This is a genomic window from Moraxella nonliquefaciens, from assembly GCF_001679005.1.
GTDB lineage: Bacteria > Pseudomonadota > Gammaproteobacteria > Pseudomonadales > Moraxellaceae > Moraxella > Moraxella nonliquefaciens.
Genome location: NZ_LXTW01000008.1, coordinates 23,702 through 48,231 on the forward strand (window position 1 = coordinate 23,702; position 24,530 = coordinate 48,231).

General features: G+C 43.0%; 29 protein-coding genes and 1 other annotated feature. Of the genes, 11 read left to right on the forward strand and 18 right to left on the reverse strand.

Translation table 11 applies throughout. From position 1 onward, the window contains the following. Positions 1–438, reverse strand: a complete 438-nt coding sequence (gene dtd, locus A7456_RS03860) for a D-aminoacyl-tRNA deacylase (protein WP_067007765.1) — start codon at positions 436–438, stop codon at positions 1–3. A 119-nt stretch (positions 439–557) separates the two neighbouring features. On the opposite strand from dtd, the gene asd reads away from it, so the two are divergent. After that, a complete protein-coding gene (gene asd / locus A7456_RS03865) occupies positions 558–1,394 on the forward strand; it encodes an archaetidylserine decarboxylase (protein WP_067007768.1) in 837 nt (278 codons plus the stop codon). Positions 1,395–1,477: 83 nt separating this feature from the next. Here asd and A7456_RS03870 read toward each other — a convergent pair whose 3' ends face one another. After that, positions 1,478–2,482, reverse strand: coding sequence for a DsbC family protein (locus tag A7456_RS03870; RefSeq protein WP_067007771.1), 1,005 nt, complete (start codon positions 2,480–2,482; stop codon positions 1,478–1,480). 77 nt (positions 2,483–2,559) lie between these two features. Further along, a complete protein-coding gene (locus tag A7456_RS03875; protein WP_066887040.1) occupies positions 2,560–3,261 on the reverse strand; it encodes a pseudouridine synthase in 702 nt (233 codons plus the stop codon). 266 nt (positions 3,262–3,527) lie between these two features. On the opposite strand from A7456_RS03875, the gene A7456_RS03880 reads away from it, so the two are divergent. Then, positions 3,528–4,130, forward strand: a complete 603-nt coding sequence (locus A7456_RS03880; protein WP_067007774.1) for an IMPACT family protein — start codon at positions 3,528–3,530, stop codon at positions 4,128–4,130. Between the two features lie 68 nt (positions 4,131–4,198). On the opposite strand, the gene A7456_RS03885 is transcribed toward A7456_RS03880, so the two are convergent. Next, the gene (locus A7456_RS03885; protein ID WP_066887055.1) at positions 4,199–4,816 is read right to left on the reverse strand and encodes a thiol:disulfide interchange protein DsbA/DsbL; all 618 of its coding nucleotides are present in this window, start codon (positions 4,814–4,816) and stop codon (positions 4,199–4,201) included. A 474-nt stretch (positions 4,817–5,290) separates the two neighbouring features. Between A7456_RS03885 and ubiG the strand changes: the two genes are divergently transcribed. The 4 genes from ubiG (at position 5,291) to A7456_RS03905 (ending at position 9,235) form a co-directional block, all read left to right on the forward strand. Continuing rightward, positions 5,291–6,046, forward strand: a complete 756-nt coding sequence (ubiG, locus tag A7456_RS03890) for a bifunctional 2-polyprenyl-6-hydroxyphenol methylase/3-demethylubiquinol 3-O-methyltransferase UbiG (protein WP_067007777.1) — start codon at positions 5,291–5,293, stop codon at positions 6,044–6,046. 10 nt (positions 6,047–6,056) lie between these two features. Then, positions 6,057–6,737 carry an HAD family hydrolase gene (locus A7456_RS03895; RefSeq protein WP_067007838.1) on the forward strand — a complete coding sequence of 227 codons (681 nt, stop codon included), beginning with the start codon at positions 6,057–6,059 and terminating at the stop codon, positions 6,735–6,737. Positions 6,738–6,854: 117 nt separating this feature from the next. After that, positions 6,855–7,613, forward strand: a complete 759-nt coding sequence (locus A7456_RS03900) for a YciK family oxidoreductase (protein ID WP_067007779.1) — start codon at positions 6,855–6,857, stop codon at positions 7,611–7,613. Between the two features lie 296 nt (positions 7,614–7,909). Next, on the forward strand, positions 7,910–9,235 hold the full coding sequence (locus A7456_RS03905) for a polyamine export protein PaeA (RefSeq protein WP_067007782.1): 1,326 nt from the start codon (positions 7,910–7,912) through the stop codon (positions 9,233–9,235). Positions 9,236–9,431: 196 nt separating this feature from the next. Here the strand turns inward: A7456_RS03905 and A7456_RS03910 are convergent, their stop codons facing one another. Beyond that, complete coding sequence (locus A7456_RS03910) at positions 9,432–9,623, reverse strand: hypothetical protein (protein WP_197940272.1); 192 nt, start codon at positions 9,621–9,623, stop codon at positions 9,432–9,434. Positions 9,624–9,849: 226 nt separating this feature from the next. Here A7456_RS03910 and A7456_RS11585 point away from each other — a divergent pair, with 226 nt between their 5' ends. The 3 genes from A7456_RS11585 (at position 9,850) to A7456_RS03920 (ending at position 11,904) form a co-directional block, all read left to right on the forward strand. After that, positions 9,850–9,993, forward strand: coding sequence for a helix-turn-helix domain-containing protein (locus A7456_RS11585; protein ID WP_197940270.1), 144 nt, complete (start codon positions 9,850–9,852; stop codon positions 9,991–9,993). Positions 9,994–10,107: 114 nt separating this feature from the next. Continuing rightward, positions 10,108–11,100, forward strand: a complete 993-nt coding sequence (locus A7456_RS03915) for a S66 family peptidase (RefSeq protein ID WP_067007786.1) — start codon at positions 10,108–10,110, stop codon at positions 11,098–11,100. Positions 11,101–11,181: 81 nt separating this feature from the next. Beyond that, positions 11,182–11,904 (forward strand): nitroreductase family protein, encoded by a 723-nt coding sequence (locus tag A7456_RS03920; RefSeq protein WP_066893133.1) that lies wholly within the window; start codon positions 11,182–11,184, stop codon positions 11,902–11,904. 247 nt (positions 11,905–12,151) lie between these two features. On the opposite strand, the gene A7456_RS03925 is transcribed toward A7456_RS03920, so the two are convergent. The 4 genes from A7456_RS03925 to A7456_RS11595 form a co-directional block, all read right to left on the reverse strand. Next, positions 12,152–12,616 carry a hemerythrin domain-containing protein gene (locus A7456_RS03925; protein ID WP_067007789.1) on the reverse strand — a complete coding sequence of 155 codons (465 nt, stop codon included), beginning with the start codon at positions 12,614–12,616 and terminating at the stop codon, positions 12,152–12,154. Positions 12,617–12,840: 224 nt separating this feature from the next. Further along, complete coding sequence (gene ykgO, locus A7456_RS03930) at positions 12,841–12,981, reverse strand: type B 50S ribosomal protein L36 (protein ID WP_062500454.1); 141 nt, start codon at positions 12,979–12,981, stop codon at positions 12,841–12,843. Positions 12,982–13,123: 142 nt separating this feature from the next. Beyond that, complete coding sequence (locus tag A7456_RS11590) at positions 13,124–13,336, reverse strand: hypothetical protein (protein WP_082995431.1); 213 nt, start codon at positions 13,334–13,336, stop codon at positions 13,124–13,126. A gap of 24 nt (positions 13,337–13,360) precedes the next feature. Further along, positions 13,361–13,507 (reverse strand): helix-turn-helix domain-containing protein, encoded by a 147-nt coding sequence (locus tag A7456_RS11595; protein ID WP_082995432.1) that lies wholly within the window; start codon positions 13,505–13,507, stop codon positions 13,361–13,363. A gap of 106 nt (positions 13,508–13,613) precedes the next feature. Here A7456_RS11595 and A7456_RS03940 point away from each other — a divergent pair, with 106 nt between their 5' ends. After that, positions 13,614–14,153, forward strand: a complete 540-nt coding sequence (locus tag A7456_RS03940; protein ID WP_158512473.1) for a hypothetical protein — start codon at positions 13,614–13,616, stop codon at positions 14,151–14,153. A 117-nt stretch (positions 14,154–14,270) separates the two neighbouring features. Next, the gene (locus A7456_RS03945) at positions 14,271–14,756 is read left to right on the forward strand and encodes a hypothetical protein (RefSeq protein ID WP_062500449.1); all 486 of its coding nucleotides are present in this window, start codon (positions 14,271–14,273) and stop codon (positions 14,754–14,756) included. Between the two features lie 54 nt (positions 14,757–14,810). Here A7456_RS03945 and fabF read toward each other — a convergent pair whose 3' ends face one another. The 9 genes from fabF to A7456_RS03990 all read right to left on the reverse strand — a co-directional run bounded on the left by fabF (position 14,811) and on the right by A7456_RS03990 (position 24,516). Beyond that, on the reverse strand, positions 14,811–16,124 hold the full coding sequence (gene fabF, locus A7456_RS03950) for a beta-ketoacyl-ACP synthase II (protein WP_067007795.1): 1,314 nt from the start codon (positions 16,122–16,124) through the stop codon (positions 14,811–14,813). A 116-nt stretch (positions 16,125–16,240) separates the two neighbouring features. Further along, entirely contained in the window at positions 16,241–17,023 is a 783-nt protein-coding gene (hisF, locus tag A7456_RS03955) for an imidazole glycerol phosphate synthase subunit HisF (RefSeq protein ID WP_066893143.1), read from the reverse strand. Beyond that, on the reverse strand, positions 17,017–17,751 hold the full coding sequence (gene hisA / locus A7456_RS03960) for a 1-(5-phosphoribosyl)-5-[(5-phosphoribosylamino)methylideneamino]imidazole-4-carboxamide isomerase (protein ID WP_067007798.1): 735 nt from the start codon (positions 17,749–17,751) through the stop codon (positions 17,017–17,019). Before hisA ends, hisF begins: the two co-directional genes overlap by 7 nt. Before the next feature lie 54 nt (positions 17,752–17,805). After that, positions 17,806–18,408 carry an imidazole glycerol phosphate synthase subunit HisH gene (gene hisH / locus A7456_RS03965; protein ID WP_067007801.1) on the reverse strand — a complete coding sequence of 201 codons (603 nt, stop codon included), beginning with the start codon at positions 18,406–18,408 and terminating at the stop codon, positions 17,806–17,808. 30 nt (positions 18,409–18,438) lie between these two features. Continuing rightward, the gene (gene hisB / locus A7456_RS03970; RefSeq protein WP_066893149.1) at positions 18,439–19,527 is read right to left on the reverse strand and encodes a bifunctional histidinol-phosphatase/imidazoleglycerol-phosphate dehydratase HisB; all 1,089 of its coding nucleotides are present in this window, start codon (positions 19,525–19,527) and stop codon (positions 18,439–18,441) included. Positions 19,528–19,652: 125 nt separating this feature from the next. After that, entirely contained in the window at positions 19,653–20,711 is a 1,059-nt protein-coding gene (hisC, locus tag A7456_RS03975; RefSeq protein ID WP_067007804.1) for a histidinol-phosphate transaminase, read from the reverse strand. A 126-nt stretch (positions 20,712–20,837) separates the two neighbouring features. Further along, a complete protein-coding gene (gene hisD / locus A7456_RS03980) occupies positions 20,838–22,121 on the reverse strand; it encodes a histidinol dehydrogenase (RefSeq protein ID WP_067007807.1) in 1,284 nt (427 codons plus the stop codon). A gap of 63 nt (positions 22,122–22,184) precedes the next feature. Further along, a complete protein-coding gene (hisG, locus tag A7456_RS03985; RefSeq protein WP_211266064.1) occupies positions 22,185–23,075 on the reverse strand; it encodes an ATP phosphoribosyltransferase in 891 nt (296 codons plus the stop codon). A 27-nt stretch (positions 23,076–23,102) separates the two neighbouring features. Continuing rightward, positions 23,103–23,226: a sequence feature (His leader region), on the reverse strand. Between the two features lie 276 nt (positions 23,227–23,502). Beyond that, entirely contained in the window at positions 23,503–24,516 is a 1,014-nt protein-coding gene (locus A7456_RS03990) for a PTS transporter subunit IIC (RefSeq protein WP_067007809.1), read from the reverse strand. Positions 24,517–24,530 lie beyond the last annotated feature (14 nt).

Here is a 24,530-nt window from a genome sequence, read left to right on the forward strand (position 1 = left end):
TCACACTTCAAGCAAAAAGTTAATCGGGCCGTCATTGACCGCCATCACTGTCATATTCGCCCCAAATTGTCCTGTGGCAACGTTGGGATATACCGATTTGGCATAGGCTACCATTTTGTCAAATAACACCCGTGCCTCATCTGGGGGCATGGCAGGGGCAAAATCAGGACGGCGACCTTTGTTGGTTTGTGCCATCAGGGTAAATTGTGATACCAGTAGCAAGCCACCTCCCACATCGGACACACTTTTGCCCATCTTACCGTTGTCGTCCTCAAAAATGCGATAGGTGATGATTTTATCAATCAATCTGCATGCCTTATCAAAATCATCGTCCCTGCCAATACCAATATAGCCAAGCACACCTGTTTGAATTTGTCCGATGATTTGACCATCCACAGTGACATGGGCGGTCAAAACTCGTTGGATTAGAGCTTTCATGGGTTTCCTTTAATATTTTGTGCTGTGAGCTACTTTGTAGAATTTAGCAAAATAAAACGCTTATTATAACAAATATCGGTTAAAATAACCCAAATCCGTTTTGTTAATTTGGAAAAACCATGAATCTGTTTACCCTAGCCCAAAATCTTGCCCCACAACAAACCCTATCAGAGTTGGCAGGATTTTTTGCCAAAAGCCAAAATCCTTATGTCAAAAAAGCCTTTGTCCATGCCTTTGCCAAAGCCTATGACATTGATTTGTCAGAGTATGAGCGTGGTAATTTGGATGATTATGAGAGTTTTAATGACTTTTTCACTCGTGAATTAAAAGACGGCATGCGTCCGCTTGATGATACAGCAGACGGCATTGCAAGTCCTGCTGACGGTCAAATCAGCCAAATCGGAACAATCACAAATGGGCAACTGCTCCAAGCCAAAGGGCGAGATTATGATGTGGGGCAACTTCTTGCTGACTTTGAGCTGGGCAAGGCATTCATGGATGGTTCATTTGCCACAATTTATCTTGCTCCGACCAACTATCATCGTGTACATATGCCCTTTGATGGTACGCTAATTGCCACACGTTATGTACCAGGTACGCTGTTTTCGGTCAATGATATCACCGCCAAGAATGTCCCTGACCTGTTTGCTCGTAATGAGCGTTTGGTGTGCGAATTTGATACCACATTTGGGCGTGCCTGCGTGGTATTGGTTGGGGCGATGATTGTGGCGGGGATTGAGTCTGTGGCAACAGGGGCAATCAAACGCACCCCATACATTCAGCACCGCACGCATGACATTGCACTCAAAAAAGGCGATGAGCTTGGGCGATTCTATTTGGGCTCTACCGCCATCATTGTGCTACCAAAAACAGCAAATAACGCATGGGGTGATGAGTTTGTGCATGGCAAGGCAGTGGTCATGGGGCAAAGAATTGGGCGATTGACCAAATCCTAATAAAGCACAATTTAAACGCTGATATTTAAATACTGATATCGTCCGTATCACGGAGTGATGAACCACTTGATGTGCAAAGCCCATCATTTTGATATTAAAAACTTGACCAGCTCATCATTTGCCACACTGCCTTCAAAGAGCCTACCATCATCACCATAAACGGCAGGCGTGGCGATGATGTCAAGGGGGCGAGCTTTGGTGATGTTGGGCAGTAGATGGTTATCGTCGTTGGAGCATTGGTTGCTTGTTTTGATGCCTTTCATGGCAAGGTCTAGGAGTTTGGCACGTTTGGCGTTATCACGTTCACACCAGATTTGTCGCATGGGTTCGGGCGACTCATCATAGACAGGGTAGCCGATGACTTTGACGGTAATGCCTTTGGCGTTTAGGTTGGGGATATTTTTGTGAAGTATCTTGCAGTAGGGGCAGTTGATGTCGGTGGCGACATAGACAACCGCCCGCTCATTGTTGGCAGGATAGATGATAAGATTGTCAGGGTCTAAGGTGGTGAGTGTGTGGCGGTTCTTGGCGGTCTCAAAAGCGGTATCAAGACCGATGAGTCTACCGTGGTCAATCACACTGACATCACCGCCGATGATATGACGAGCATCGGAGCTGACTAAAAATGGTGTGCCATTTTGAGCAACTGCCCAAAGCAATCCCTTGATGCTTGTGTGAAAAAATACCGTATCAGAATCAACCAAAGGCAGGGCATCCATGTTAGCAAGTAGGGCGATTCTGTACTCTTCATCTGCCTGTGTGCCTGTGGGTTTATCACTTATGATGTTAGCAGGGATGGGGTTAATGGTGCTGGGGTTTGGTTCAACAGTGGCATTAATCACATAACGAGCATCAGAGGTGATGAGTAAACTCTCGCCTGTGGTCAGTGTTACATGAAGTAAGGCGTCAATGCCTGTGGGAGTGATGGTGTGAACAGGTGTGCTAAGTCCGATTTGATTTAGTGTGTCTTTGATGAGCTGGTTGGTGCTTGCTGTGATGGGGGTGGGTGTCTGAGCAATGCTTGGCAGGCTGGTTGTTATGGCGATGATGGTAAAAGCTGAGACAAATAAAGCACTTAGGATTTTCATAAATAACTCCAAAAATGAGCTGGCATGGATGATGTGCCAAAATTTAAACTGTTAAAGATGTATTACTCAAAATAATATCAAAACTGCCTAATCTCATCATCTGTTAAAAAGCGACTCTCGCCCATGTCAAGCCCATCAAGAGTAATGTTGCCAATACTTGCTCGGTGTAGTGATATTACTTTATTGCCAAAATATGCCATCATGCGTTTGACTTGATGATATTTACCCTCGGTTAATGTCAGTGTGGCATGGGTCTCATCTATAAATGACAGCTTGGCAGGGCGGGTTTTTTCGTTGTCGCCATCAAGTAAGATGCCATTTGCCACTTGTTTGATGGCACAAGCTTGCATGTCTGGATTCATTGGGTCGGCAAGTGTTAGCTCATAGCGTTTGGGCTGATGACGCTTGGGGCTGGTTACTCGGTGTAGCCATGCACCATCATCGGACAAAAGCAATGCTCCTGTGGTATCCACATCAAGCCGTCCTGCGATACGCAAACTTGTTATCTCTGGCACGGCGATAAGTTCGGTAACGATGGGATGTTCTTTGGCTTTTAGTGTACATTCAAAACCATCAGGCTTATACAGCAAAAGATAACGATTGCCATCTGCAACCGACAATGGTTCGCCTGCCCATAGGACGTCATCATCGCCATGAATGTGGATACTGCCATCTTTGATGATTTCATCGTTTACTGTAATCTCGCCACGATGTAGAATTTTTTTGCATTCACTGCGAGAGAGTTCTGTGGCTTTGCTTAAAAATTTGTCCAATCTCATGATTTTACCCAAAATTTTCTATAAAAATAACGATAAATAGTGTAACATAACTTGGGCGTGCCTGCCATTTATCATACAATTTATATTTTAAAAATATGTTATCTTAGCTGTCTTAATTATCTTAATCTTAATGTCATTAAGATAACTGATTGATGAACAGATGGTGATTTTTGGGACTTAAATGAAACCAATATAAATGAAACCAATAAAGGCATCAATGGCAGGCATGCCCTAAATAAAAGATTGTTTTGTTATTGAGATTGTACTTGATGTATCATACCTTATCTACTCCATGCCAAGCGGTTTATGAGATTAAAAAAAGTGAATTTCTTGCTTTTGCCCATCCGATTTGCCAAAAAGACGAGATTATGTTTCACGTGGAACATCTACGCAACAGCCACCCAAATGCTCGTCATCATTGTACCGCTTATATCCTAGGCGACCCAAAGAACACCACGCATGCAGGTTTTGATGATGATGGTGAGCCCAATGGTACGGCAGGCAGACCGATTTTAAATGTCTTACAGCATAAGGCAATTGGCAATGTGTTGATTGTTGTCGTGCGATATTTTGGCGGTATAAAACTTGGAGCAGGCGGTTTGACACGTGCCTATGCCACCGCCACGCAGATGGTTGTAGATAATATGACCCTTGTGCCATTTGTACCAAAATCAGTGGTCAAAGTTGCCACCACGTTCGCTCATGAAGCCCAAATTCGCTATTTGACCGAGCAGGTTGGGGGTGAGATTTTGGGGGTGGACTATGCTTGCCATGTCGTGATGAGCGTACAAATGGATGATGAAAAGATGGATGAGTTTGCAGGCAATTTGGGTGTATTTGGCAAGATTCTTACCACCAGCACCAGTTGAGATGCAGACATAAAAATCCGCACCAATGACGGCACGGATGATATCAGGCAAGCAGGGGGCAAAGGTGTTTATTTTTTCTCTTCACGCACTTTGTTTACCAAAAAATCAACAACCTGAGGAACTTTGGCACCATCACCTGTAACTACATATTTGCCATGCACGACAACAGCAGGCACGCCAGTCAGTTGGTAGTTTTTCGCTCCTGCTTTTGAGCGTTCAACTTTGGTGGTAACGGCAAATGAGTCGTAGGCGGTGTTAAATTTGGTTTTGTCCACGCCTTGGGTAGCATACCAATCAGCAAGGGTCTCTTTGGATCTGTCCACATGCTTGCCATCTTTTTGGATGGTGTCAAATAAGGCTTGGTGTGTCTTTTCTTCATGACCCATAATCTGAGCGGCATAAAAACCACGAGCAGACACCTCCCACACAGGATTCATAGCGGCAGGCGTGCGAAAAAATGCCACATCATTGCCACGAGTTTTTGCCCATTGTTGCATGTACGGCTCTAAGCTGTAACAGTGGGGGCAACCATACCAAAAGAACTCACGCACCACGATGACATCACCAGCGATTTTTTCAGGGTTGGGTAGGGTTTTGTAGTCTTGACCCTCCACAAAATTGGCATAAGACATACTTGACAGACCGACGGCAAAGGCAAGAGTGGTGAATTTGAGGGCGTTTTTCATAAAAGATCCTAAATTGGCGTAATGCCAATAAACATGATGCCAAAAACAGTTTTGGTAAAACCAAACATGAGTAAAAAATATCGTATAGTTTAACTCATTTTTGCCAAAATTGGGTAATAGAATTCTTAATAAAACGTTGTATTATGTAAATTTTTATGAAATTTGACCATCTAAGTGCCAATCATGTCAATGATAAATTAACCTAAAATACCAACTTGCCTTTTGTGTTGGGTTTGGATGAAGTGCTTGACAATCATTTTAGTGCTACAAATTTTATCTTTGTTGTCTTTGCCAACCATTTGCTATTTACAATGTCAATGATATCATAAGGGTAGGCACATCCTAGATGAAAAGACAAATGGATAAGATGGATTTGGGCAAAATGTACATGAAAATATGGGAAAAATATGGGAAAAAGTGGTTAAATACTGCCAAAAATGGTAAGATAAGCCAATTTATCATTTGGGATAATTTATGACTGCACACACCATCCACAACGCCGACTTTGATGAAATTGGCAAATTTACTCGCCTTGCTGATGAATGGTGGGATAAGCAAGGGGCATTTAAATCCTTGCACGATATCAATCCTTTACGCCTTGACTGGATAGAAGACCAAACATGTGCCTTTTTTGGTTCAAAACTAAACGGCAAACAGGTGCTAGATGTTGGTTGTGGCGGTGGCATTTTGTCGCATGCCATGGCAGTGCGTGGGGCGGATGTATTGGGCGTAGATTTGGGGGTAGAGAATTTGCAAGCAGGGCAGATTCATGCCGAGCGGACGGGCATGACTGACACGCTCGCCTTTCGCTGTGTGGCGATAGAAGCGCTTGCCAAAGAGCGAGCAGAGAGATATGATGTGGTAACGTGCATGGAGATGCTAGAACACGTCCCCAACCCATCTGCCATCGTACAAGCCTGTTTTGCGTTGTTAAAACCAAAAGGCGTATTTGTAACCTCCACAATCAATCGTAATCCTAAGTCCTACCTGTTTGCTATCGTTGGGGCAGAATATATCCTACGCCTTGTGGATAAAGGCACACATGACTTTAACAAATTCATCACGCCCGCCGAGCTTGATGATATGGCGATCAAGGCAGGGTTTGCCCGTGATAACATGACAGGATTGCATTACAATCCCATCACCAAGCGTTTTTGGCTCTCTGATAATAATGTGGATGTCAACTACATGATGTCTTTTGTTAAGGGTCAAAGTCCAAAGGCGGTGTAATATGACAAATATGACAAAGCCAAATGCAGTCTTATTTGACCTAGACGGCACGCTCATTGATACCGCTCCTGATTTTATCCGTATCATAAAGCTTATGTGTGCCAAGCACAATCACCCTTGTCCCACTGATGTCGCCATTCGTGAACAGGTCTCAGCGGGGGCAAGAGCTATGGTGCGTTTGATGTTTGGCGATAAGCTTATGGGCGTGGCGGATGCAGATGAGATAATGCTTGCCCATCGCCAAGAGTTTTTGGATTTATATGAGCAGGACATTTGTGTAGACAGCCGATTGTTTGACGGCTTAGATGATTTGCTTGACGTCCTAGAAGATAAAGGCGTGGCGTGGGGCATTGTTACCAATAAACCCAGATATTTGGCAGAACAGCTCCTTGATAAATTAGACCTTGCCAAGCGTTGTGCGGTACTTGTTTGCCCTGATGATGTGACACATACCAAGCCTGACCCTGAACCGATGTTTTTGGCAAGTAAAAAGCTGGGTGTTGACCCCAAAAACTGCATTTATGTGGGCGACCACATCAGAGACATACAGGCAGGGCGAGCATCTGGCATGATGACGGTGGTGGCAGGTTTTGGTTATATCGTTCCTAATGAAAACCTCCATGAATGGGGGGCAGATAAGGTTGTGGCTACGCCCGATGAATTAGGGCGATTGGTGTTGGCATTGATTTGATTTATTGCTAATATTAGAATGCTTCTTTGTTTGATAATGCCAGTTTTAAGCATCTTAGTTTAATCTTAGTTTAACCATATTTAATTTTCCCTTAATAAAATAAATCAGTACCCAACCATGACAACACAAGACATTTTAAATTATATCCCAACAGCCGACAGTCTAGCCGACAAAATCATCCTAGTTACAGGAGCATCAGATGGCATTGGTAAGATGGCGAGTCTAACCTATGCCAAATGTGGGGCGACCGTGCTACTTTTGAGCAAAACCCCCTCCAAGCTAGAAGCGGTTTATGATGAGATAGAGCGTTTGGGGTGTGCCACACCTGCCATTTTGCCCATGGATTTACAAAAGGCGAGCTTTGCTCAGATGAATGAGCTGGCAATCCTTATCCAAAAAGAGTTTGGGCGACTAGATGGTGTGCTACATAATGCAGGCGTGCTTGGGGCATTAACCCCACTTGAAATGTATGACCCCATTACCTTTGAGCAGGTCATACACGTAAATGCGACGTCTGTGTTTATGCTGACCCAAGCCTTGTTTCCACTGCTGATGGCTGTCCCCAGCGGTTCGGTGGTCTTTACAAGTTCATCTGTGGCAAAAGTACGACCTTTTTGGGGGGCGTACGCCTTATCTAAGCAGATGGTGGAGGGCATGAGCAGTATTTTTACCGAAGAGACCAAAAATCACACCACCTTGCGTTTTAATTGTATCAATCCTGGGGCAACTCGCACCAACATGAGAGCCCATGCCTTTCCAGGTGAGAATCCTTTAACCCTAAAAACGCCCGAAGAGATTATGTCCGCTTATGTGTATCTGATGACCGACATGGCAAGTAAGATAAAAGGGCAAGTGATACATTGCCAATCCAAATAAAACATCAAGGGGCGAGTGTACGCCCTTTTTTATGGGCGTCTCTCTTTGCACTTGAAATTTAAGCGAAAGTTGATAAACTATCAAAACATACCAACCACATACACACCTTTCATCTTAGCGTTTTAATCGGTTTTTGGTGTGGGTTTAAATTGGTCATGGATGAGTATTGTTAAATTTTTATCACATTTATATTTTTATCACATTTATAAAGATATTATTCAAGCTAAGCACCTTGGATAAATTAATCGCTTATTTTGATTTGATGATGGCGTTTCTTACTTATTTTGAGCATTCACATGGATTTATTACAACATTTATTCTTATTATTAATACTGATATTGGTATCAAGTTTTTTCTCAATTTCTGAGATTGCTCTGGCAGGGGCAAGAAAATTAAAACTAAAACTCATCTTAGAAGGTGGCGATGAGCGTGCCCATAAAATCATGGAATTGCAAGAGAATTCTGCTGATTTTTTTGCCACATCTCAAATCGGTCTAAATGCTGTTGCCATTCTTGGCGGCTCGGTGGGTGAGGGGGCATTGCGTCCTTATTTTTCTAGGCTTATTGGGCATTTTTATGAGGGGCAATGGACACAGAGTATTGCATTTTTTACCAGTTTTACGGTGGTAACGCTCATCTTTATTTTGTACGCCGACCTAATTCCCAAACGCATTGCGATGATAAACCCTGAAAAGGTTGCTTTGGCGGTCATCAATCCCATGCTCGTGGTCATCAAAGTGGTCAAGCCTTTGGTATGGGTCATCAATGGGGTTGCCAATGCCACTTTTCGCCTGTTTAAAATCAATACCGTACGAGAAGAGAGCATTACTTTTGATGATGTCTCTGCCATTATGGATGCAGGGGCAGAGGCGGGTGTGGTGCTACAACAAGAACAGCATTTTATTGAAAATGTCTTTGAATTAGAAGAGCGTACCGTACCATCATCGATGACCGTGCGTGCAGATGTGGTATATTTTACGCTCGGTGAGTCCGAAGAGTCCATGAGACAGAAGATGGCTCAGTTTCCTTATTCTAAGTTTTTGGTGTGCAATGAGACCATCGATCAGGTCATCGGTTATGTGGATACCAAAGACATTTTGGTAAGACTGCTTAACAATCAATCTTTTGTGCAGTTAAATGAATCCACCATTCGTAACGTGCTTATTATCCCAGATACATTGACTTTATCAGAATTGCTTGACCGCTTTCGTGCCAGTAAAGAAAAATTTGCGGTTGTCATCAATGAATATGCTTGGGTGGTTGGGGTCATTACATTGTCAGACATTATGATGACAGTCATGGGGGATTGGGGGTCGCCCATTGAAGAGGAGCAACAAATCATCCGCCGTGATGAAAATTCATGGCTCATTGACGGCAGTACACCCATTGATGATGTCAAACACGCTTTGGGTGTGGCGGACTTTGAAGATTGGGACCACTATGAGACGCTGGCGGGTTTTATCATGTATCGTTTGCGTAAAATCCCACGCCCTGCTGATTTTGTTGTGCATGAGAATTTAAAATTTGAAGTGGTTGACATTGACCATTATAGGATTGACCAAGTGCTGGTAACTTACTTGCCTAAGAGTGTCGAAGAAGTGGCGGATAGAGAGTGGATTTAGGGGCTGGTATGAAGTAAAATTGGGGGCAAATGACATTCACCTTTTTTATTAAATAAATCCTTGATTTTAGGGTGTGGTGCTTATCTTGTATTCTGGGATGATTTTAAAAATGATTTTAGCTCTCTGCTTTCTAGTCATGTTTACCACAACGTTCACATTTGTATCGTTGATTACAAATCCATGTTGTGATTTCATTTTAAAATACTAATAAAGCCACCCCACCTGTCATGATGGCGATAACAATTGGCATGGCAAAACCTGTACCAGCAAAAAAATAAGTTACCCATGCCCAATAACCACCAAAAGGCATTACACCGCCAATAATTCTGATGAATAGACGTGTATTCACCTCTTCTCTATAACCGCATGATGTGCATTTGATTTTCATAAAAATTGCCTGATTATTCTAAGTTTTATAAAATATTACGTTATTTGTAGTATAGAGTAAATGAAAATATATAAAATTCGTTATTTTGATAACCAAGGTTAACATAATGAATTTACAATAAATTTTTGTTAAGTGTTTAAAAGAAGTTAGAAAATAAAGAAGTTAGAAAATCAAGAAGTTAGAAAATCAAGAAAAATTACCCAAAAAAGTTGCTATTGCGGTAGGTTTGAGTAAATTTTTGGTAAGTACACGCATCAATCGTTATGAAAAGGGTGTTTATCAGCCCAATTTTGGGATTTTAGAAAAAATGGCAATGGCTCTTGATGTGCCTGTGATTTACTTTTTGGCGATGATGAATTGGCACAAGTAATTTTTTAGTTTCATTTGTCAAAAAAGTTTAGTTGTTGCCAAACAATTGGCGTGTTTGATTACAGGTGTAATAATGCTATAATCCCAAAATCATTTCTTAAAATTAAGGTTGGTCATGAACATTTTTGCTCCACCAAAATTACGCCAAGGCGATCACATTCGCATTATTAGCCCATCAAGCTCTGTGGCAAGTATTGGTGGATTTGATGCCAATGTATCCGCCAAAGTCCGCCTTGAGAGCATGGGTTACACCGTGTCATTTTCAAACAATTATCTTGCCAATGATGAATTTGGCTCAGCAAGCATTACCGAGCGTGTGGACGATTTGCATCAGGCATTTACTGACCCAAGTATCAAGGCGATTTTGGCAAGCATTGGCGGATTTAACAGTAATGAGCTGTTGCCCCATTTGGATTATGAGCTGATAAAAGCCAATCCAAAAATCATCTGTGGCTATTCGGACACAACTGCCATTTTGACCGCCATTTTTGCCAAAACAGGGATGATAACTTATATGGGGGCAAGCTATTCATCCTTTAAAATGAATGAACTGCAAGAGTATCAGTCTGTCATGTGGACACAGGCTTTAACCCAAAGCCGATATGAGCTGACCCCCAGTGACAAGTGGTCGTCTGATTTGTGGTTTTTACCTGAGTGCACGCGTCAATTTTTTGATACCCAATGGCACGTTTATACAGAGGGGCAGGCGAGCGGACGACTCATTGGTGGTAATTTATCCACGTTTTGCCTGTTAAATGGTACGCCTTATGCCCCAAGGGTGGATATGATTGGTGATTATGTCATGATGTTAGAGATGGCAGAGGGTTATGATGTCATGGATTTTGCACGACAACTGACAGCGGTGTTGCAAGCCTACCCAAACCCAAAGGCAGTGCTGTTTGGACGTATACCGACGAATGTAGGCATGACGGATGATTTGCTAAGAGCGATTTTTGATAAGCACCCCATTTTAGGGCGTGTGCCTGTGGTGTATGACATGGATTTTGCTCATACTCAACCGTTATTTACGGTAGGCATTGGCTCAAATGTGGTGGTAGATACTGGTAGGCATGGCACAGGCGGTATTAAAGTGATGGTGAGTGAGTGATTTGTTTGTCTGGCATTGGCATCAAATCATCCCAATCATGTTATAATGTCTATTTTTTACCCAACGTAGATTACCTAGATTATGAACTTATCAGACATTTTGCACCATCGCCGTGCTGTGCGTGAGTATCTGCCCACGTCCATTGACCCCGATATCATCAAGGATTGCATAAGCCTTGCCACACTTGCCCCAACCAGCTCTAACATGCAGCTGTATGAGTGCTATCACATCACCGATAAGAGAACACTTGCCACACTTGCCAAAGCCTGCCTGTCCCAAAGCTCTGCCACGACCGCCAACCAAATGGTGGTGTTCGTGATACGCCCTGATTTGCACCGACAGCGTGCCGCATCGGTATTTGCCTTTGAGCGTGAAAACGTGCGTAAATACAGCCCCACTCACAAGGCAGACAGACGCATTAAGAAGTTTGACCATTATTATAATCGTCTGATGCCTCTCATCTACACCCAAGACATACCACTGATAGGGACAGCACGAAAAGGCGTAGCGTGTGCCATCTCAAAGGTTCGCCCCATGCAAAAAGACGTTTCAAAAGATGACATTCGTATCGTCATGCACAAAAGCTGTGGGCTGGTTGCTCAGACATTCATGCTTGCCATGAGTGAGCGTGGGCTTGATACTTGTCCCATGGAGGGTTTTGATGGGCAGATGATAAAAACCCTGCTCAGACTGCCAGATGCTGCTGAGATTAACATGGTGGTGTCGTGTGGCATGCGTAGCGAGCAGGGTGTTTGGGGCGAGCGGTTTCGTGTGCCGTTTGAGGATGTGTATCGACGGATTTAACCGAAGTATCACTTAACCGAAGTATCACGCACCGAAGTCATGACATTTGTACCAACAAACTTTGACCGCATAAGTTGTCAGTGTCGTTGTTTATTTTTGTCATTTATCAGAGTTTTTATAGATGTATTTTGGGCAGAAGACGTCTCTGACAGCACCCTTATTGACAAGGTAATCTTTGCAAGTTGGGTGCTGTGTAGCAAAATTTAGAGACCATTTTGTCATTTTTAAGCAGTTTGGTGTAAAGCCATCACTCCCCATGCTTATCTTCAAATGCTTGATGTTCGGCTTGATACAACTTGCCTAGCCGTTCTTGGGTGGGTTTGTCAAGCAGTTTTTTGGCTTCTTTAAAAAACTCATTTTCTTCTTCTTTTAGGTGGTGCAAGGTCTCATCAATGAGTGCTTGTGCTGTTTCAAAAAATCGTTCATCCCCTGTCCGCCCATCTGATAAAACCGCCATCATCTCATCCATCTCATGATGTTCGGCGATGGCGTGGCGAGAGAGTTCCAATCCATCATCAAATGCCATCACAGGCACATACAGATGACGCTCTTCGGCGGCGGCGTGGGCTTCTAGTTCATTTTTTAAGCAGGTAAAGGCACTTTGGGCTTTGGAGCGGTCTTTTTGTGTGATGGCACTTTGAAGCTCTTGGCAGAGCTTACGCTGAATGTCATGATGATGGGTAAGTGCGTTAAAAATGTCTGACTGACTCATGGCTCGTCCTTATGTGTGGATGTATGAAAATGTGTGGATGTATGAATTTTAGAAGTGATAAAAATAAACACAATCATCATAGCAAAATAAGCCATTCTTGGCAACTCTTACCAACACAGCACCATCCATTGATACAAAACAGCGACATTTTAAGACAAATCATGGCACAAAAAACCGCCCAATCAAATTGAGCGGTAAGTAGAGCAGTAAGTAGAGAAACTAAGTTATTTGCGTTTTTTACCACCTTGCACGGCTTTAAAACGAGGGTTGGATTTGCAAATAACAAAGGTGCGACCACGACGGCGAACCACTTGACAGTCTTCGTGGCGGTTTTTGGCGGATTTTAGTGATGATAATACTTGCATGACACTCTCCTGTCAGAGCTAGGATAAATAACTAAGATAAATAAAATGTTATAATATATCAAAAATAAGCAAAAAACAAGAGTATTGAGAATAATTTTTGTAAATTATTCGTGTAAAAAAAGGGGGGGGATTAAATGGTAAATTAAGATGACTGTAACACCGCAACCATATTTTTTAATAGGGTAATTTGTTCGTCCTTTTGGGCGAGTAGTTCATCTTTGTGGGTAAGGGCTAATTTTAATTTCTCATTTTCCAAAATCAGGGCATTGTCGCTATGATAATAGTTGGAGCTGTGCTGACTGTTTTCACTAATTAAGCAAATGCTTTGGCGTTCATCACTAAACAAATCAGTCATACCAATCCCAAACACCGCCGTAATCTACTCCAATCTATCAAGGCTTGGGCGACTCTCGCCACGCTCTATCTTGGCATAGCCGTTTTTGGACAGTCCAAGCTGTTCTGCCATGTATTCTTGCGACCACTGTTTTTGCTCTCTAAATTTACGAATGTTGTCATGTAATGGCATGGCTTACTTGTCCTGTGTGTATCCCTAAAAGTGGGTTTTTGGTGTTACTTGGGGTTGGTTGTGTAATATTAGGGATAGATTATAATACTAAGGCATTTTTTCTGTTTTGACAAGTCAAAAGTGGTTAAAGTGCATAAATCGTCTACTTAGCCAAGGATATGTCATAATACCTGTTACCACTTTGCCAGTTTTACAAACCGTTGCTACCGCCACCACTGCCGAACAAATCGTCAAACATTTGCCGATTATCCAAGAATATTTATCACAACCCCCTGCCGAATGGAGCGAATCTGACAAAGAGTTGCTAACGGCGGTTTCGGCTAATTTTCAAAAACTCATCTTGGGTGTGGGTGATAAGTTTCATAAAGAAGCCATTGAATTTTCAAAATTATCTCATCAACATCAAATGGAGTTTATTGCTCAATTTGATTTGAATAAATTAGAATCTGCCGACATAGGTAAGGTGATTGAGACTAAAATTACCACAGAAGGCAAAACATCTATATTTGCCTTGCTAATGAAAGGATTGGTGGCAATAGTGGGGATATTGGCGGTGCGTGATGCTGTCCAAAGTCAGCAAAAACATAATTATAATCGTACACGCCCCAGAAGTTACAAAGAAAAGCTATTGGGCGATGATAAATAAAATCTTGATAACAAGTGTTTTATCTTAGTGCTTTTTTGACTATAATGATAGATAATTAAATCATCTTGCTCTAACTTGATGATTTAAACCCAACTTAGCCATACCACGGAGAAAATGATGAAATTAGCCTATCTACTGCCTGCTATCTTGTTGTTAGCCAGTACCGCCCATGCAGAGAGCCTAAACAGCCTAGTAAATAAACAAGCCAATAAAACAGTACACGCCATAAATCAAGAAGAGATAGAGTATAATGGTGAAGATGCTTATACGTACGCATTGTCGCAAAAAGACATTATTTATGCTGACATCAATAAAGATGGCAAAAAAGATGCGATAGTCTCGCTGTATTATTGTGAAGAGCTAAACTGTCATAATACCACGGGCAGTTTTGAAGTGGCGACATTTTTGGCAACGGGCAAAAACCAGTATAAAAAAGGCGATGTGTATTTGGTAGGATTATCAGGCAATGTTAAAGTGGTCAATGGCATTATCCATGTTACAGAAGTATCTTATGCCGATAGCGACCCGAGCTGTTGCCCGTCAAAAAAGAGAACAGTTAAACTAAAATCAAACAACCAAGGCAAATTGGTTAAAGTGAAATAATTCTGCCAGGTCTATCTATAAAAAGCCCTGTTCTAAGACAGGGCTTTTGGATTTTTAAGCCCAACGCCTAAATACCAAACTGCCATTTGTCCCACCAAAGCCAAAGCTGTTAGAGATGGCATAATCCACGCCACTCACCTCTCTTGCCGTGTGGGGAATGTAGTCTAGCGTACAAGCAGGGTCTGGGTTGTCTAGGTTGATGGTGGGAGGTAGAGTTTGGTGCTGTAAGGCAAGCACGGTAAAGATGGCTTCAACCGCCCCTGCTGCACCAAGTAGGTGTCCTGTCATGGATTTGGTGGAGCTGACCAAGATGTCTTTGCCAAATAGGCTTTCAATCGCACTACTCTCTGCCACGTCCCCTGCGGGTGTGGCTGTGCCATGGGCGTTGATATAGCCAATGTTATCTGCACAGATACCGCCATCGGTCAAGGCATTTTGCATGGCACGTTTAGCACCATTACCGTCTGTTGGGGGAGCGGTGATGTGGCTTGCGTCATCACTCATGCCAAAACCTGCCACTTCCGCCAAAATCCTTGCTCCACGAGCTTTGGCATGGGCAAGGCTTTCTAGCACCAACGCCCCTGCACCATCACCAAGCACAAAGCCATCTCTGTCTTTGTCAAAGGGGCGAGATGCTCGGATGGGTTCATCGTTACGAGTGGATAGGGCGTGCATTGCCCCAAAACCTGACATGCCAAGCGGTGTACTTGCCTTCTCGCTACCCCCCACCAACACAGCATCTAAGTCGCCATAAGCAATGAGTCTTGCTCCAAGCCCAATGGCATGTGTGGATGTGGTGCAAGCGGTGGATGTGGCAAGATTCGCTCCTTTTAGGTTGTGGCGAATGGCGATGAGACCTGCTGGCATATTAATGATGCTGGCAGGAATGACAAAAGGCGAGACCTTTTTTGCCCCATGCTGATACAGGGCATCATGGCTGTTTTCAATGGTCTGTACACCACCAATGCCTGAGCCCATGACCACACCAAAACGCTCGCCATCTACATTGACAGGCAAGCTGTCACCCTTGACACATGTTATCAGGCCAGCATGGTATAAGGCCTGAGCGGAGGCAATTTGGGCGTAGTGTATGAATTCATCAAAACGACGGATTTGTTTGGGGTTTAAAAATTGCTTAGCATCAAATCCTTTTACCAGCCCTGCAATACAAGAGCGAAATTCATCCATCTTTAAGCCATCAAAATCAGCAATGGTGCTAATGCCACTGACGCCATTGATGAGGTTTGTCCAAATTGTCTCCAAATCATTGCCCACAGGAGTAATCGCTCCCATGCCTGTGATGACCACTCGTTCGTGGTCAGGGCGAGCATGATGCGGGGGTCTGGTAGGGCGTGCAAATGAAGTCATGATTTTTCCTAATTTTCCTAAAAGGGGCATTAAATTGGTTTATTTTAGCACGTTTTTATAAAATTTAAAGTTTACATTTGTATTTTTTATAATCCATAAAAAGGCGAAAATGTGACCTACACGCCACGCACCGCCATGCCTTTATCCTTTAAATACGCTTTTAATTCGCCCACATCAATCACGCCCTTATGAAACACGCTTGCTGCCAACGCCCCATCAATGCCAATGTCAAAGACATCATAAAAATGACTCATTTGTCCTGCTCCGCCTGATGCGATGAGCGGTACGGTACAATGGGCTTTGACAAGGGCAAGCTGAGTTAGGTCATAGCCTTGTCGTACGCCGTCTTGGTTCATCATATTTAGCACAATCTCCCCTGCACCACAATCTTGGACTTGTTTTACCCAGTCAATCACTTGCCATCGGGTCTTGCAAGTCTTGCTCTCATCGCCTGTATATTGATTAACCCAGTAGGTGTTTGTGTCATCATCATGCCAGCTGTCAATGCCAACCACCACCGCCTGCACCCCAAAACGCTTGGCAAGACAGCTGATAAAGTTGGGATTTTCAAGAGCAGGTGAGTTGATTGACACTTTATCCGCCCCATAATGAAACAGTGTTTCAGCATCTGCCAGTGTGCGAATGCCACCTGCCACACAAAAGGGAATGTCAATGACTTTTGCCACACGTTCCACCCATGATTTATCTACCGTGCGACCATCCGATGAAGCACTAATATCATAAAACACCAGTTCATCCACGCCCACATCGGCATAGCGTTTGGCAAGATTGACGATATCGCCAATGATTTCATGGTTGCGAAATTGAACGCCCTTGACCACTTGTCCATCCTTGACATCAAGACAGGCGATGATTCTTTTGGTGAGTCCTGTTAGCATTGTATTGCTCCTTTTAAATCCACCTTGCCCTCTAATAACGCCCGCCCTACGATAATGCCAGATACACCCGTCTGTTTTAGTGCTTTGATATCATCAAGATTGCCAATACCTCCTGATGATTGAATGGCGAGCATGGGGTATTGTTTGGTCAGACTTTGATATAATGCCACATTAGCACCTGATAATGTACCATCTTTACTAATGTCGGTACAAAGAATGTGAGCAAGTCCCACATCCAAATATTCATCAATCACTGTCTGTAATAATACACCGCTGTTTTCTTGCCAACCGTGAATGGCGATAAAATGTTGATGATTGATGACATTCACATCAAGAGCCAAAACAAATTTATCAGCACCGTATTTTTTGAACCAATCTTTGACGGTGTTTGTTTGTTTGATTGCCATTGAGCCAATCACCACTCGTTTTGCTCCAATATCAAATAAGGCTTGTATCTCATCTTCGCCTCTGATGCCACCTCCCACTTGTATCTTGGCAGTTGTAGATTTGATGATTTGTTTGATGAGTGTGATTTGGCGTTTATTTGGGTCTTTTGCTCCTGTCAAATCTACAAGGTGTAAATAATTTGCACCATCAGCCACATATTGGGCAAATTTATCAATGGGATGATGGGCATAAGTGGTTTGTTTGCCATAATCGCCTTGGTGTAAACGCACCACTTGCCCATCAATCAAATCAAGGGCAGGAATAATGATTGGTGTTTTCATAAAATGTCCTAATCTAAATAATTAAATAACTGTAAATGATTTTAAAAAATGATTTTAAATGTTTTTAATAAAATTTTGCAATAATCTTGCTCCAACTTTACCTGATTTTTCAGGGTGAAATTGCATGCCATAAAAATTATCTTTTTGTATCATCGCACTAAATGGCTTGCCATAATCGCAGGTAGCAATGGTGTATTCATTGACATCCATTGCATAACTGTGGACAAAATAGACAAAATCACCACTTTTGATGCCATCAAATAAGGGGTGTGATGTATCATCAAAATGCAGTTGATTCCAACCCATATGCGGTAAGGGTAAATTAGAGGCTTCCAATTTTTTAGTATGATTGGGTATGAGATTTAGGGTATTGATTTTATTGTTTTGACCCTCGGTGGAGTATTCGCCCAATAATTGCATTCCCAGACAAATACCGAGTAGGGGTTGTCTGATTTGGCAAATTATGGGGATTAATCCTTTTTTGTTGATTTCATTAATAGCAAATTCTGCTGTACCCACGCCAGGTAATATCAATTTGTCAGCGGATAATATCTCATCGGAGTTGTCTGAGATGGTCGGTGTGATATTAAGCCGTTTTATGGCGAATTTAACCGAAGCTAAATTGGCACACCCTGTATCTATGATGATTAATTTCATAAAAATCCTTATCAGTATTATAACCCAATATTACAATAATCCCTTAGAGCTTGGTAGTTCATTGCCATCAATTTTAATACATTGACGCAAAGTCCTACCAAATACTTTAAATAAACTCTCTATTTTATGATGGTCATTATCACCCTTGACTTTTAAATGTAGGGTTGCTCCCATCGCTACCGCCAATGAAAAAAAGAAATGTTCGGTCAATTCGGTACTAAAATCACCCACTTTTTCTCGTTTAAATTTGCCTTTGAATTTTAAAAAAGCTCTGCCTGACAAATCCATGATACATGTGGCTTGGCATTCATCCATGGGCAGTACAAAGCCAAAACGGGCAATGCCTTTTTTATCGCCAATGGCTTGTTTTAGGGCGTGCCCTAAGGCAATGCCAACGTCTTCTACTGAGTGGTGTTCATCTATCCACAAATCACCTTGGCAGTTTATGCTCATTTTAAATCCGCCATGCGTGGCAATTTGGTCTAGCATGTGATCAAAAAAACCAATGCCTGTGCTAATCTCATTAATGCCTGTCTCATCCAAACATACCTTGACAGATATGTCGGTTTCTTTGGTTTTTCTTGTTATCTGACCAATGCGTTTTGGACGCTTGCCAATATTGGTAACTGGTTCTTTTAAAAGTTTTTCGCTAATCAATGCCCAATTTAAATCATTAGGGTTATATTTTAATCCAATAATACCCAAATTTTTGGCAAGTTCAATATCGGTATCTCTGTCACCAATGACAAAACTGTCATTCTTATCAAATAAATTATTATCAATATAATCGGTTAAAAGAGCAGTGTTGGGTTTTCGGCAGTTACAACCATCATCTTTAAAATGCGGGCAAATTAAAACATCGTCAAATCTAATGCCTTGTGAGTTAAAAATATCCAACATGGCATTGTGTGCTTTGTCAAAATTCTCTTGGGGGAAACTGTCTGTTCCTAAGCCATCTTGGTTGGATACCATAACAAGGCGATATTTTTTTTGTAATGCCAACAGGGCAATAATCACACCTTTTTCTAATTTTAATTTTTCCAAACTGTCAATTTGAAAATCGGTTTTTGGTTCATCAATGAGTGTACCGTCTCGGTCAATAAATAATGTGGGTTTCATAAATCACCTTTTATAACATTGGTTTGATATGATTTTAAAATGCGTATTTGATTAAAGCGTTGTTTGGTATTTGAGTGAATGACTTCTCTTGTGATTTTAATGATTATAAAGTTATAAATTATTTATTATAAAGTCTTTAATGCGTCAATCACCGCCTGATTTTCATCTTGTGTGCCAATACTAATGCGAATACAATCGCTAAGGTTTAAAGCGGTGGTTTGATTGCGTAAGATGATGCCCATCGCCCACAGTTTGTCAAATACCGCTTGTCCTGTTTGGATTTGATTGTCAAATTTTACCAAAATAAAATTGGCAGAGCTTGGATAAACCTTTTTAACAACTGGCAGGGCGGTTAATTCACGAATGAGCCACGCTTTGTTATCAAGGGTGGTTTTGATGTGCGTTTGCATTTGTTTGATGCCATCATCATGAAGGGCGTTAGCAGCGATGATGGCGGTAGGGGTAGGAATGGGGTAGGGGGCGATGATTTTTTGCATGGCACTGATAATTTGGCTGTTAGCCAGCGCAAAACCACAGCGAATCCCTGCCAATCCAAAGGCTTTTGAGAGCGTGCGAATGATGATAAGGTTGTCAAAATTATCCAGCTCACAAGCAAAGGAGTCATCTAAACAAAAATCAATGTACGCCTCATCCAACGCAACAATCGCCTTATCTTTTGTCATGGCGAGCAGAGCAAGAATGTCATCACGAGCGAGCAGGTTACCTGTGGGGTTGTTGGGACTGCATATGAATATGACTTTTGTGCCGTTAAGATTTGCCTCAATTTGGGGTAAATCCAGATTAAAATCAGCTGTCAAAGGCACGGTTTTGGTGAGAATGTCAAAGGTGGCACTACTGACGGCATACATGCCATAAGTGGGCGGACAATATAGCACGCTGTCGGTGGGATTGCAAAAAGTGCGAATGATAAGTTCAATGGCTTCATCGCCTCCACGAGTGGCAAGCACTTGATTGGGATGAACACCTGCATGGTTGGCATAACGGAGGATGACCTCATCAGGTTGTGGCTTAGGGTAGCGGTTTAGGCTGTCAAGTCCTAGGGCATTTGGTGATGTGGAGCATTCGTTGGCATTTAGCCAAATGGTGCCATCTCCGCCAATTTTGCGAGCGGACTGATAAGGGGTCAGCTCTTGAACGGATGATTTTATTAGGTGGGTAATCATGGGTGTTCTCCTTGATGTTAAAATCTGTTTTTGGTTACTGATAAATCATTTAATCCATTGATGATGTTAAAATTATTCAAATCATGTGGTTGCATTGCAATTGCCCCATGTTTATTTTGATGAATTTTATGATTTTAGCTCATCAATGCGTACCGTTACTGCCAGTTTGTGTGCGTCCAACTGTTCAGCTTGTGCCATGGCCTGTACGGTGGGGGCAAGTGCTAAAAACCCTGATGGATGAAGCTCTTGTACGGTCATACGCTTATAAAAATCAGCAAGTCCAAGCGATGAGTGTGTGCGAGCAAAGCCATAAGTTGGCAAAACGTGATTTGTGCCACTGGCGTAGTCGCCCATACTCTCAGGAGTGTATGCACCCAAAAATACCGACCCTGCATGCTTGATGTCATCTAAGCATGTTCGGGGATTTTGGGTATTGATGATGAGATGTTCTGGGGCGTACATGTTTGAAATGGCAAGACATTGTGTCAAATCATCGGCGATGATGATGCGACTTTTATCCAGAGCAAGACGTGCGGTGGTGGCTCTGGATAATAGGGTCAGTTGGCGGTCAATCTCACCTGCTACCTTATCGGCAAGGGTTTTGCTTGGTGTTACCAAAATCACCTGACTGTCCGCCCCATGTTCAGCTTGGGATAATAAGTCGCTTGCCACAAAGGCGGGGTTGGCAAAGTCATCAGCGACAACCAACACCTCGGATGGGCCAGCTGGCATGTCAATGGCAACACCATCTGCAAGAACTTGGCGTTTGGCTTCGGTAACATAGGCATTGCCTGGCCCAAAGATTTTATCCACTTTTGGCACGCTATTTGTGCCGTATGCCATGGCAAATATCGCCCCCGCCCCACCAATGGCATAGACCGTATCAATGCCACACAGCTTGGCGGTGTAGAGTATTTCGTTGCTGATTGGGGCAGGCGAGCACAGCACGATTTTTTGACAGCCTGCGATTTTGGCGGGTATGGCAAGCATCAATACTGTTGAGAATAACGGGGCAGACCCACCTGGTATGTACAACCCTACGCTGTCAATGGGGCGAGTGATGACTTGACAGTGCACCCCTGTCATTGTTTCAATATCAATGGGGATGGGGATTTGGGCACTGTGAAAGGCGTGAATGTTGTTGTAGGCGGTCTGTATGGCTGATTTTAGGGCATCACTGACCTGTTCGCCTGCTTTATTAATGTCCGCTTGGCTAACGTTTAGGCTGGTAAGTTCGGTATTGTCAAAACGTTTGGCAAAATCAAATAACGCCGTATCGCCATCATCTCGCACCGCTTGCTTGATGGCTTGCACCTGTTTGCTTAGGCTGTTTTGGATGGTTTGGGCTTGGCGGACTAGGGCGTTTTGTTGTTCGCTTGGGGTTAGGTCATTCCAAAGTAGTGTTTGCATCTTATGGTCTCTGTGTTGGGGTTGTGCTTTACTTGACTGGCATGTATAACACACTCATGTCAGTCAAGTCATCATCTTTTCAATGGGTAATACCAAAATAGAGCTGGCTCCGACGGCTTTTAGGGCTTCCATGGTTTCCCAAAATAAAGTTTCTTGGGAAACCATGTGCATGGCGACCTTATCATCATTGCCTGCCAAAGGTAAAATCGTGGGGTTTTCCACGCCAGAGAGTAAGGCGACCACCTGAGAGATTTTATCTTTTGGAGCGTGTAGCATGATGTATTTACTTTCACGAGCCTGCTCCACGCCTGTCATGCGAGTGAGTAATTTGTCCACTAAGGCTTGTTTGTCGGCAGATAGGGCGTCGCTTTTTTGGATAAGACATGCTTTGGAGCGAAAAATCACCTCCACCTCTTTTAATCCATTGGCTTCTAAGGTTGCCCCAGATGAGACCAAATCGCAAATGGCGTGGGCTATCCCTGCACTGGGGGCGACCTCTACCGAACCTGTCAAAAGGCAGTTTTTAAATGGTATGCCTTGACTGTCCATATAGCGTTTTAAAAGATAAGGGTAGCTTGTGGCGATACGCTGACCTGCAAGACTATCAAGTCCTCGATATTCGGTGTCTTTTGGTACAGCAAGCGACAGACGGCATTCACCGAAGTCTAATACTTTTAGTTTCTTAAAAGATACCACCTGCCCACGACTGGCACGGTCAAGCTCACACTCTTCTAACACGTTTTGACCAACAAAGCCCAAATCCGCCACACCATCAAAGACAAGAGCAGGAATGTCATCATCTCGTACACGCAAAAGTTCAATGGCTTCGTTTTTGGCATAAACAATCAAGCGGTCTTTGTTGTGGTGAAACTTGATGCCACATGCCTTTAATAAGTCTTGGCAGTCTTGACTTAACCTGCCTGATTTTTGAATGGCAATTTTTAGACGATTCATCATTTTTCCTTAAAATAAAAATTTGGCAAATAAAAACCCCTGAAATCGCTTTCAAGGGTTGATGCTGTCTTTGTGTTATCGCCTTGAAAGTCTTTTTCTTTCAAGCAAAACCACACGCCCAAAAGAGTCTTAGGGGTGATGGTGATGATGGTAGGCGACGATAACAGAGTAATTCATGGCTGATAAAATATCAAAAGTTTTGGGTACGGATGTTATCATAAAGTATTTTTTGCTAAATGACAAGCCTTATTTTAAAAAATATTTGGTATTTTTTAAATTGATGATGGGAGTGGGGTGTGCCTGCCTTTTGTATTTGCCATGAAAAATAGGAAAAATTGCCCATTTTTCATACAAAAACGGTTGATTTACTTCTAAAAATTTTAAAATTGTAGATAGTTGTTATAAAGGGCAGGCACGCCCTAGTGCTCTATGATTTATCAAGTCGCAAATCTCCATATTTTATCCATGTCATCTTGATAAACAACCGATAAATCAACCAACACAATACAGCAGGCAGGATAAAATGAAACATCCCAATCAGCACCCAAACATGGACGGAGGCACCCATGGCATCAAGCGTGCCAATTTGTCCAACCAATCCGCTTGTTCCCATACCAGCACCACTTGGAATGTTCTGCATGCCAAAGATTACCGTGGCAAACGGGGCTAGGATTGCACCTGTCAAGGTGGGGGGCAACCACAGTTTGGGGTTTTTGATGAGGTTGGGCAGTTGTATCATGCTTGTTCCCAAACCACAGGCGATTGTTGTACCTATGCCATTGTCCTTATGACTCATGACGGCAAAGCCCATCATATGAGCAGCACAGCCCACAGTAGCAGCGCCTGCCCCAAGACCACTTAGTCCCAAACTGATGGCGATGGCAGCGCTTGATATGGGCAAGGTCAGTAGCACACCCATGACAACCGCCACGACCATGCTCATGATGATGGGGCTAAGACTCATCGCCCATGTGATGACATCAGAGACCCCCATTAAGGCAGATGAGATGAGAGGGCTTAGGGTGTGAGCGATGATTGCCCCCGTCAGCAGTGTTGTTAGTGGTGTAACGATGATATCAAGCGGTGTGGTGCGATGGACGAATTTGCCACATTCTGCTGCCACAATGACAGCAACGAATGCCCCTATTGGACTTGCTCCCATCAGCCCTACCGTGGTACAAGCAAGCATGACCAAAGGCGGTGCTTTTATGCCATACGCCACGCCCACACCAATGGCGGCCGCCATCATGCTTTGGGCTTGAGTACCGACACTTACAAGCCACGGCACAGACAGCCATGTGCCTAAGTTTTTTAAAATCAAACCCAAAATAAGCGTACCAAAAAGTCCTAGTGCCATAAAGTTTAAGGCGTCCATACCATAACGCTGAAACGAAAAAACGATGTTTTGCTTAGCAAGATGGGCAGATAAGCGGTGATTCATGATAATATCCTTAT

Bases quoted from the DNA above. Each gene is read 5' to 3' on its own strand.
- dtd (WP_067007765.1), bottom strand. From the start codon at position 438: ATGAAAGCTCTAATCCAACGAGTTTTGACCGCCCATGTCACTGTGGAT.
- asd (WP_067007768.1), top strand. From the start codon at position 558: ATGAATCTGTTTACCCTAGCCCAAAATCTTGCCCCACAACAAACCCTA.
- A7456_RS03870 (WP_067007771.1), bottom strand. From the start codon at position 2,482: ATGAAAATCCTAAGTGCTTTATTTGTCTCAGCTTTTACCATCATCGCC.
- A7456_RS03875 (WP_066887040.1), bottom strand. From the start codon at position 3,261: ATGAGATTGGACAAATTTTTAAGCAAAGCCACAGAACTCTCTCGCAGT.
- A7456_RS03885 (WP_066887055.1), bottom strand. From the start codon at position 4,816: ATGAAAAACGCCCTCAAATTCACCACTCTTGCCTTTGCCGTCGGTCTG.
- ubiG (WP_067007777.1), top strand. From the start codon at position 5,291: ATGACTGCACACACCATCCACAACGCCGACTTTGATGAAATTGGCAAA.
- A7456_RS03895 (WP_067007838.1), top strand. From the start codon at position 6,057: ATGACAAAGCCAAATGCAGTCTTATTTGACCTAGACGGCACGCTCATT.
- A7456_RS03900 (WP_067007779.1), top strand. From the start codon at position 6,855: ATGACAACACAAGACATTTTAAATTATATCCCAACAGCCGACAGTCTA.
- A7456_RS03905 (WP_067007782.1), top strand. From the start codon at position 7,910: ATGGATTTATTACAACATTTATTCTTATTATTAATACTGATATTGGTA.
- A7456_RS03910 (WP_197940272.1), bottom strand. From the start codon at position 9,623: ATGAAAATCAAATGCACATCATGCGGTTATAGAGAAGAGGTGAATACA.
- A7456_RS03915 (WP_067007786.1), top strand. From the start codon at position 10,108: ATGAACATTTTTGCTCCACCAAAATTACGCCAAGGCGATCACATTCGC.
- A7456_RS03920 (WP_066893133.1), top strand. From the start codon at position 11,182: ATGAACTTATCAGACATTTTGCACCATCGCCGTGCTGTGCGTGAGTAT.
- A7456_RS03925 (WP_067007789.1), bottom strand. From the start codon at position 12,616: ATGAGTCAGTCAGACATTTTTAACGCACTTACCCATCATCATGACATT.
- ykgO (WP_062500454.1), bottom strand. From the start codon at position 12,981: ATGCAAGTATTATCATCACTAAAATCCGCCAAAAACCGCCACGAAGAC.
- A7456_RS11590 (WP_082995431.1), bottom strand. From the start codon at position 13,336: ATGACTGATTTGTTTAGTGATGAACGCCAAAGCATTTGCTTAATTAGT.
- A7456_RS11595 (WP_082995432.1), bottom strand. From the start codon at position 13,507: ATGCCATTACATGACAACATTCGTAAATTTAGAGAGCAAAAACAGTGG.
- A7456_RS03945 (WP_062500449.1), top strand. From the start codon at position 14,271: ATGAAATTAGCCTATCTACTGCCTGCTATCTTGTTGTTAGCCAGTACC.
- fabF (WP_067007795.1), bottom strand. From the start codon at position 16,124: ATGACTTCATTTGCACGCCCTACCAGACCCCCGCATCATGCTCGCCCT.
- hisF (WP_066893143.1), bottom strand. From the start codon at position 17,023: ATGCTAACAGGACTCACCAAAAGAATCATCGCCTGTCTTGATGTCAAG.
- hisA (WP_067007798.1), bottom strand. From the start codon at position 17,751: ATGAAAACACCAATCATTATTCCTGCCCTTGATTTGATTGATGGGCAA.
- hisH (WP_067007801.1), bottom strand. From the start codon at position 18,408: ATGAAATTAATCATCATAGATACAGGGTGTGCCAATTTAGCTTCGGTT.
- hisB (WP_066893149.1), bottom strand. From the start codon at position 19,527: ATGAAACCCACATTATTTATTGACCGAGACGGTACACTCATTGATGAA.
- hisC (WP_067007804.1), bottom strand. From the start codon at position 20,711: ATGATTACCCACCTAATAAAATCATCCGTTCAAGAGCTGACCCCTTAT.
- hisD (WP_067007807.1), bottom strand. From the start codon at position 22,121: ATGCAAACACTACTTTGGAATGACCTAACCCCAAGCGAACAACAAAAC.
- hisG (WP_211266064.1), bottom strand. From the start codon at position 23,075: ATGAATCGTCTAAAAATTGCCATTCAAAAATCAGGCAGGTTAAGTCAA.
- A7456_RS03990 (WP_067007809.1), bottom strand. From the start codon at position 24,516: ATGAATCACCGCTTATCTGCCCATCTTGCTAAGCAAAACATCGTTTTT.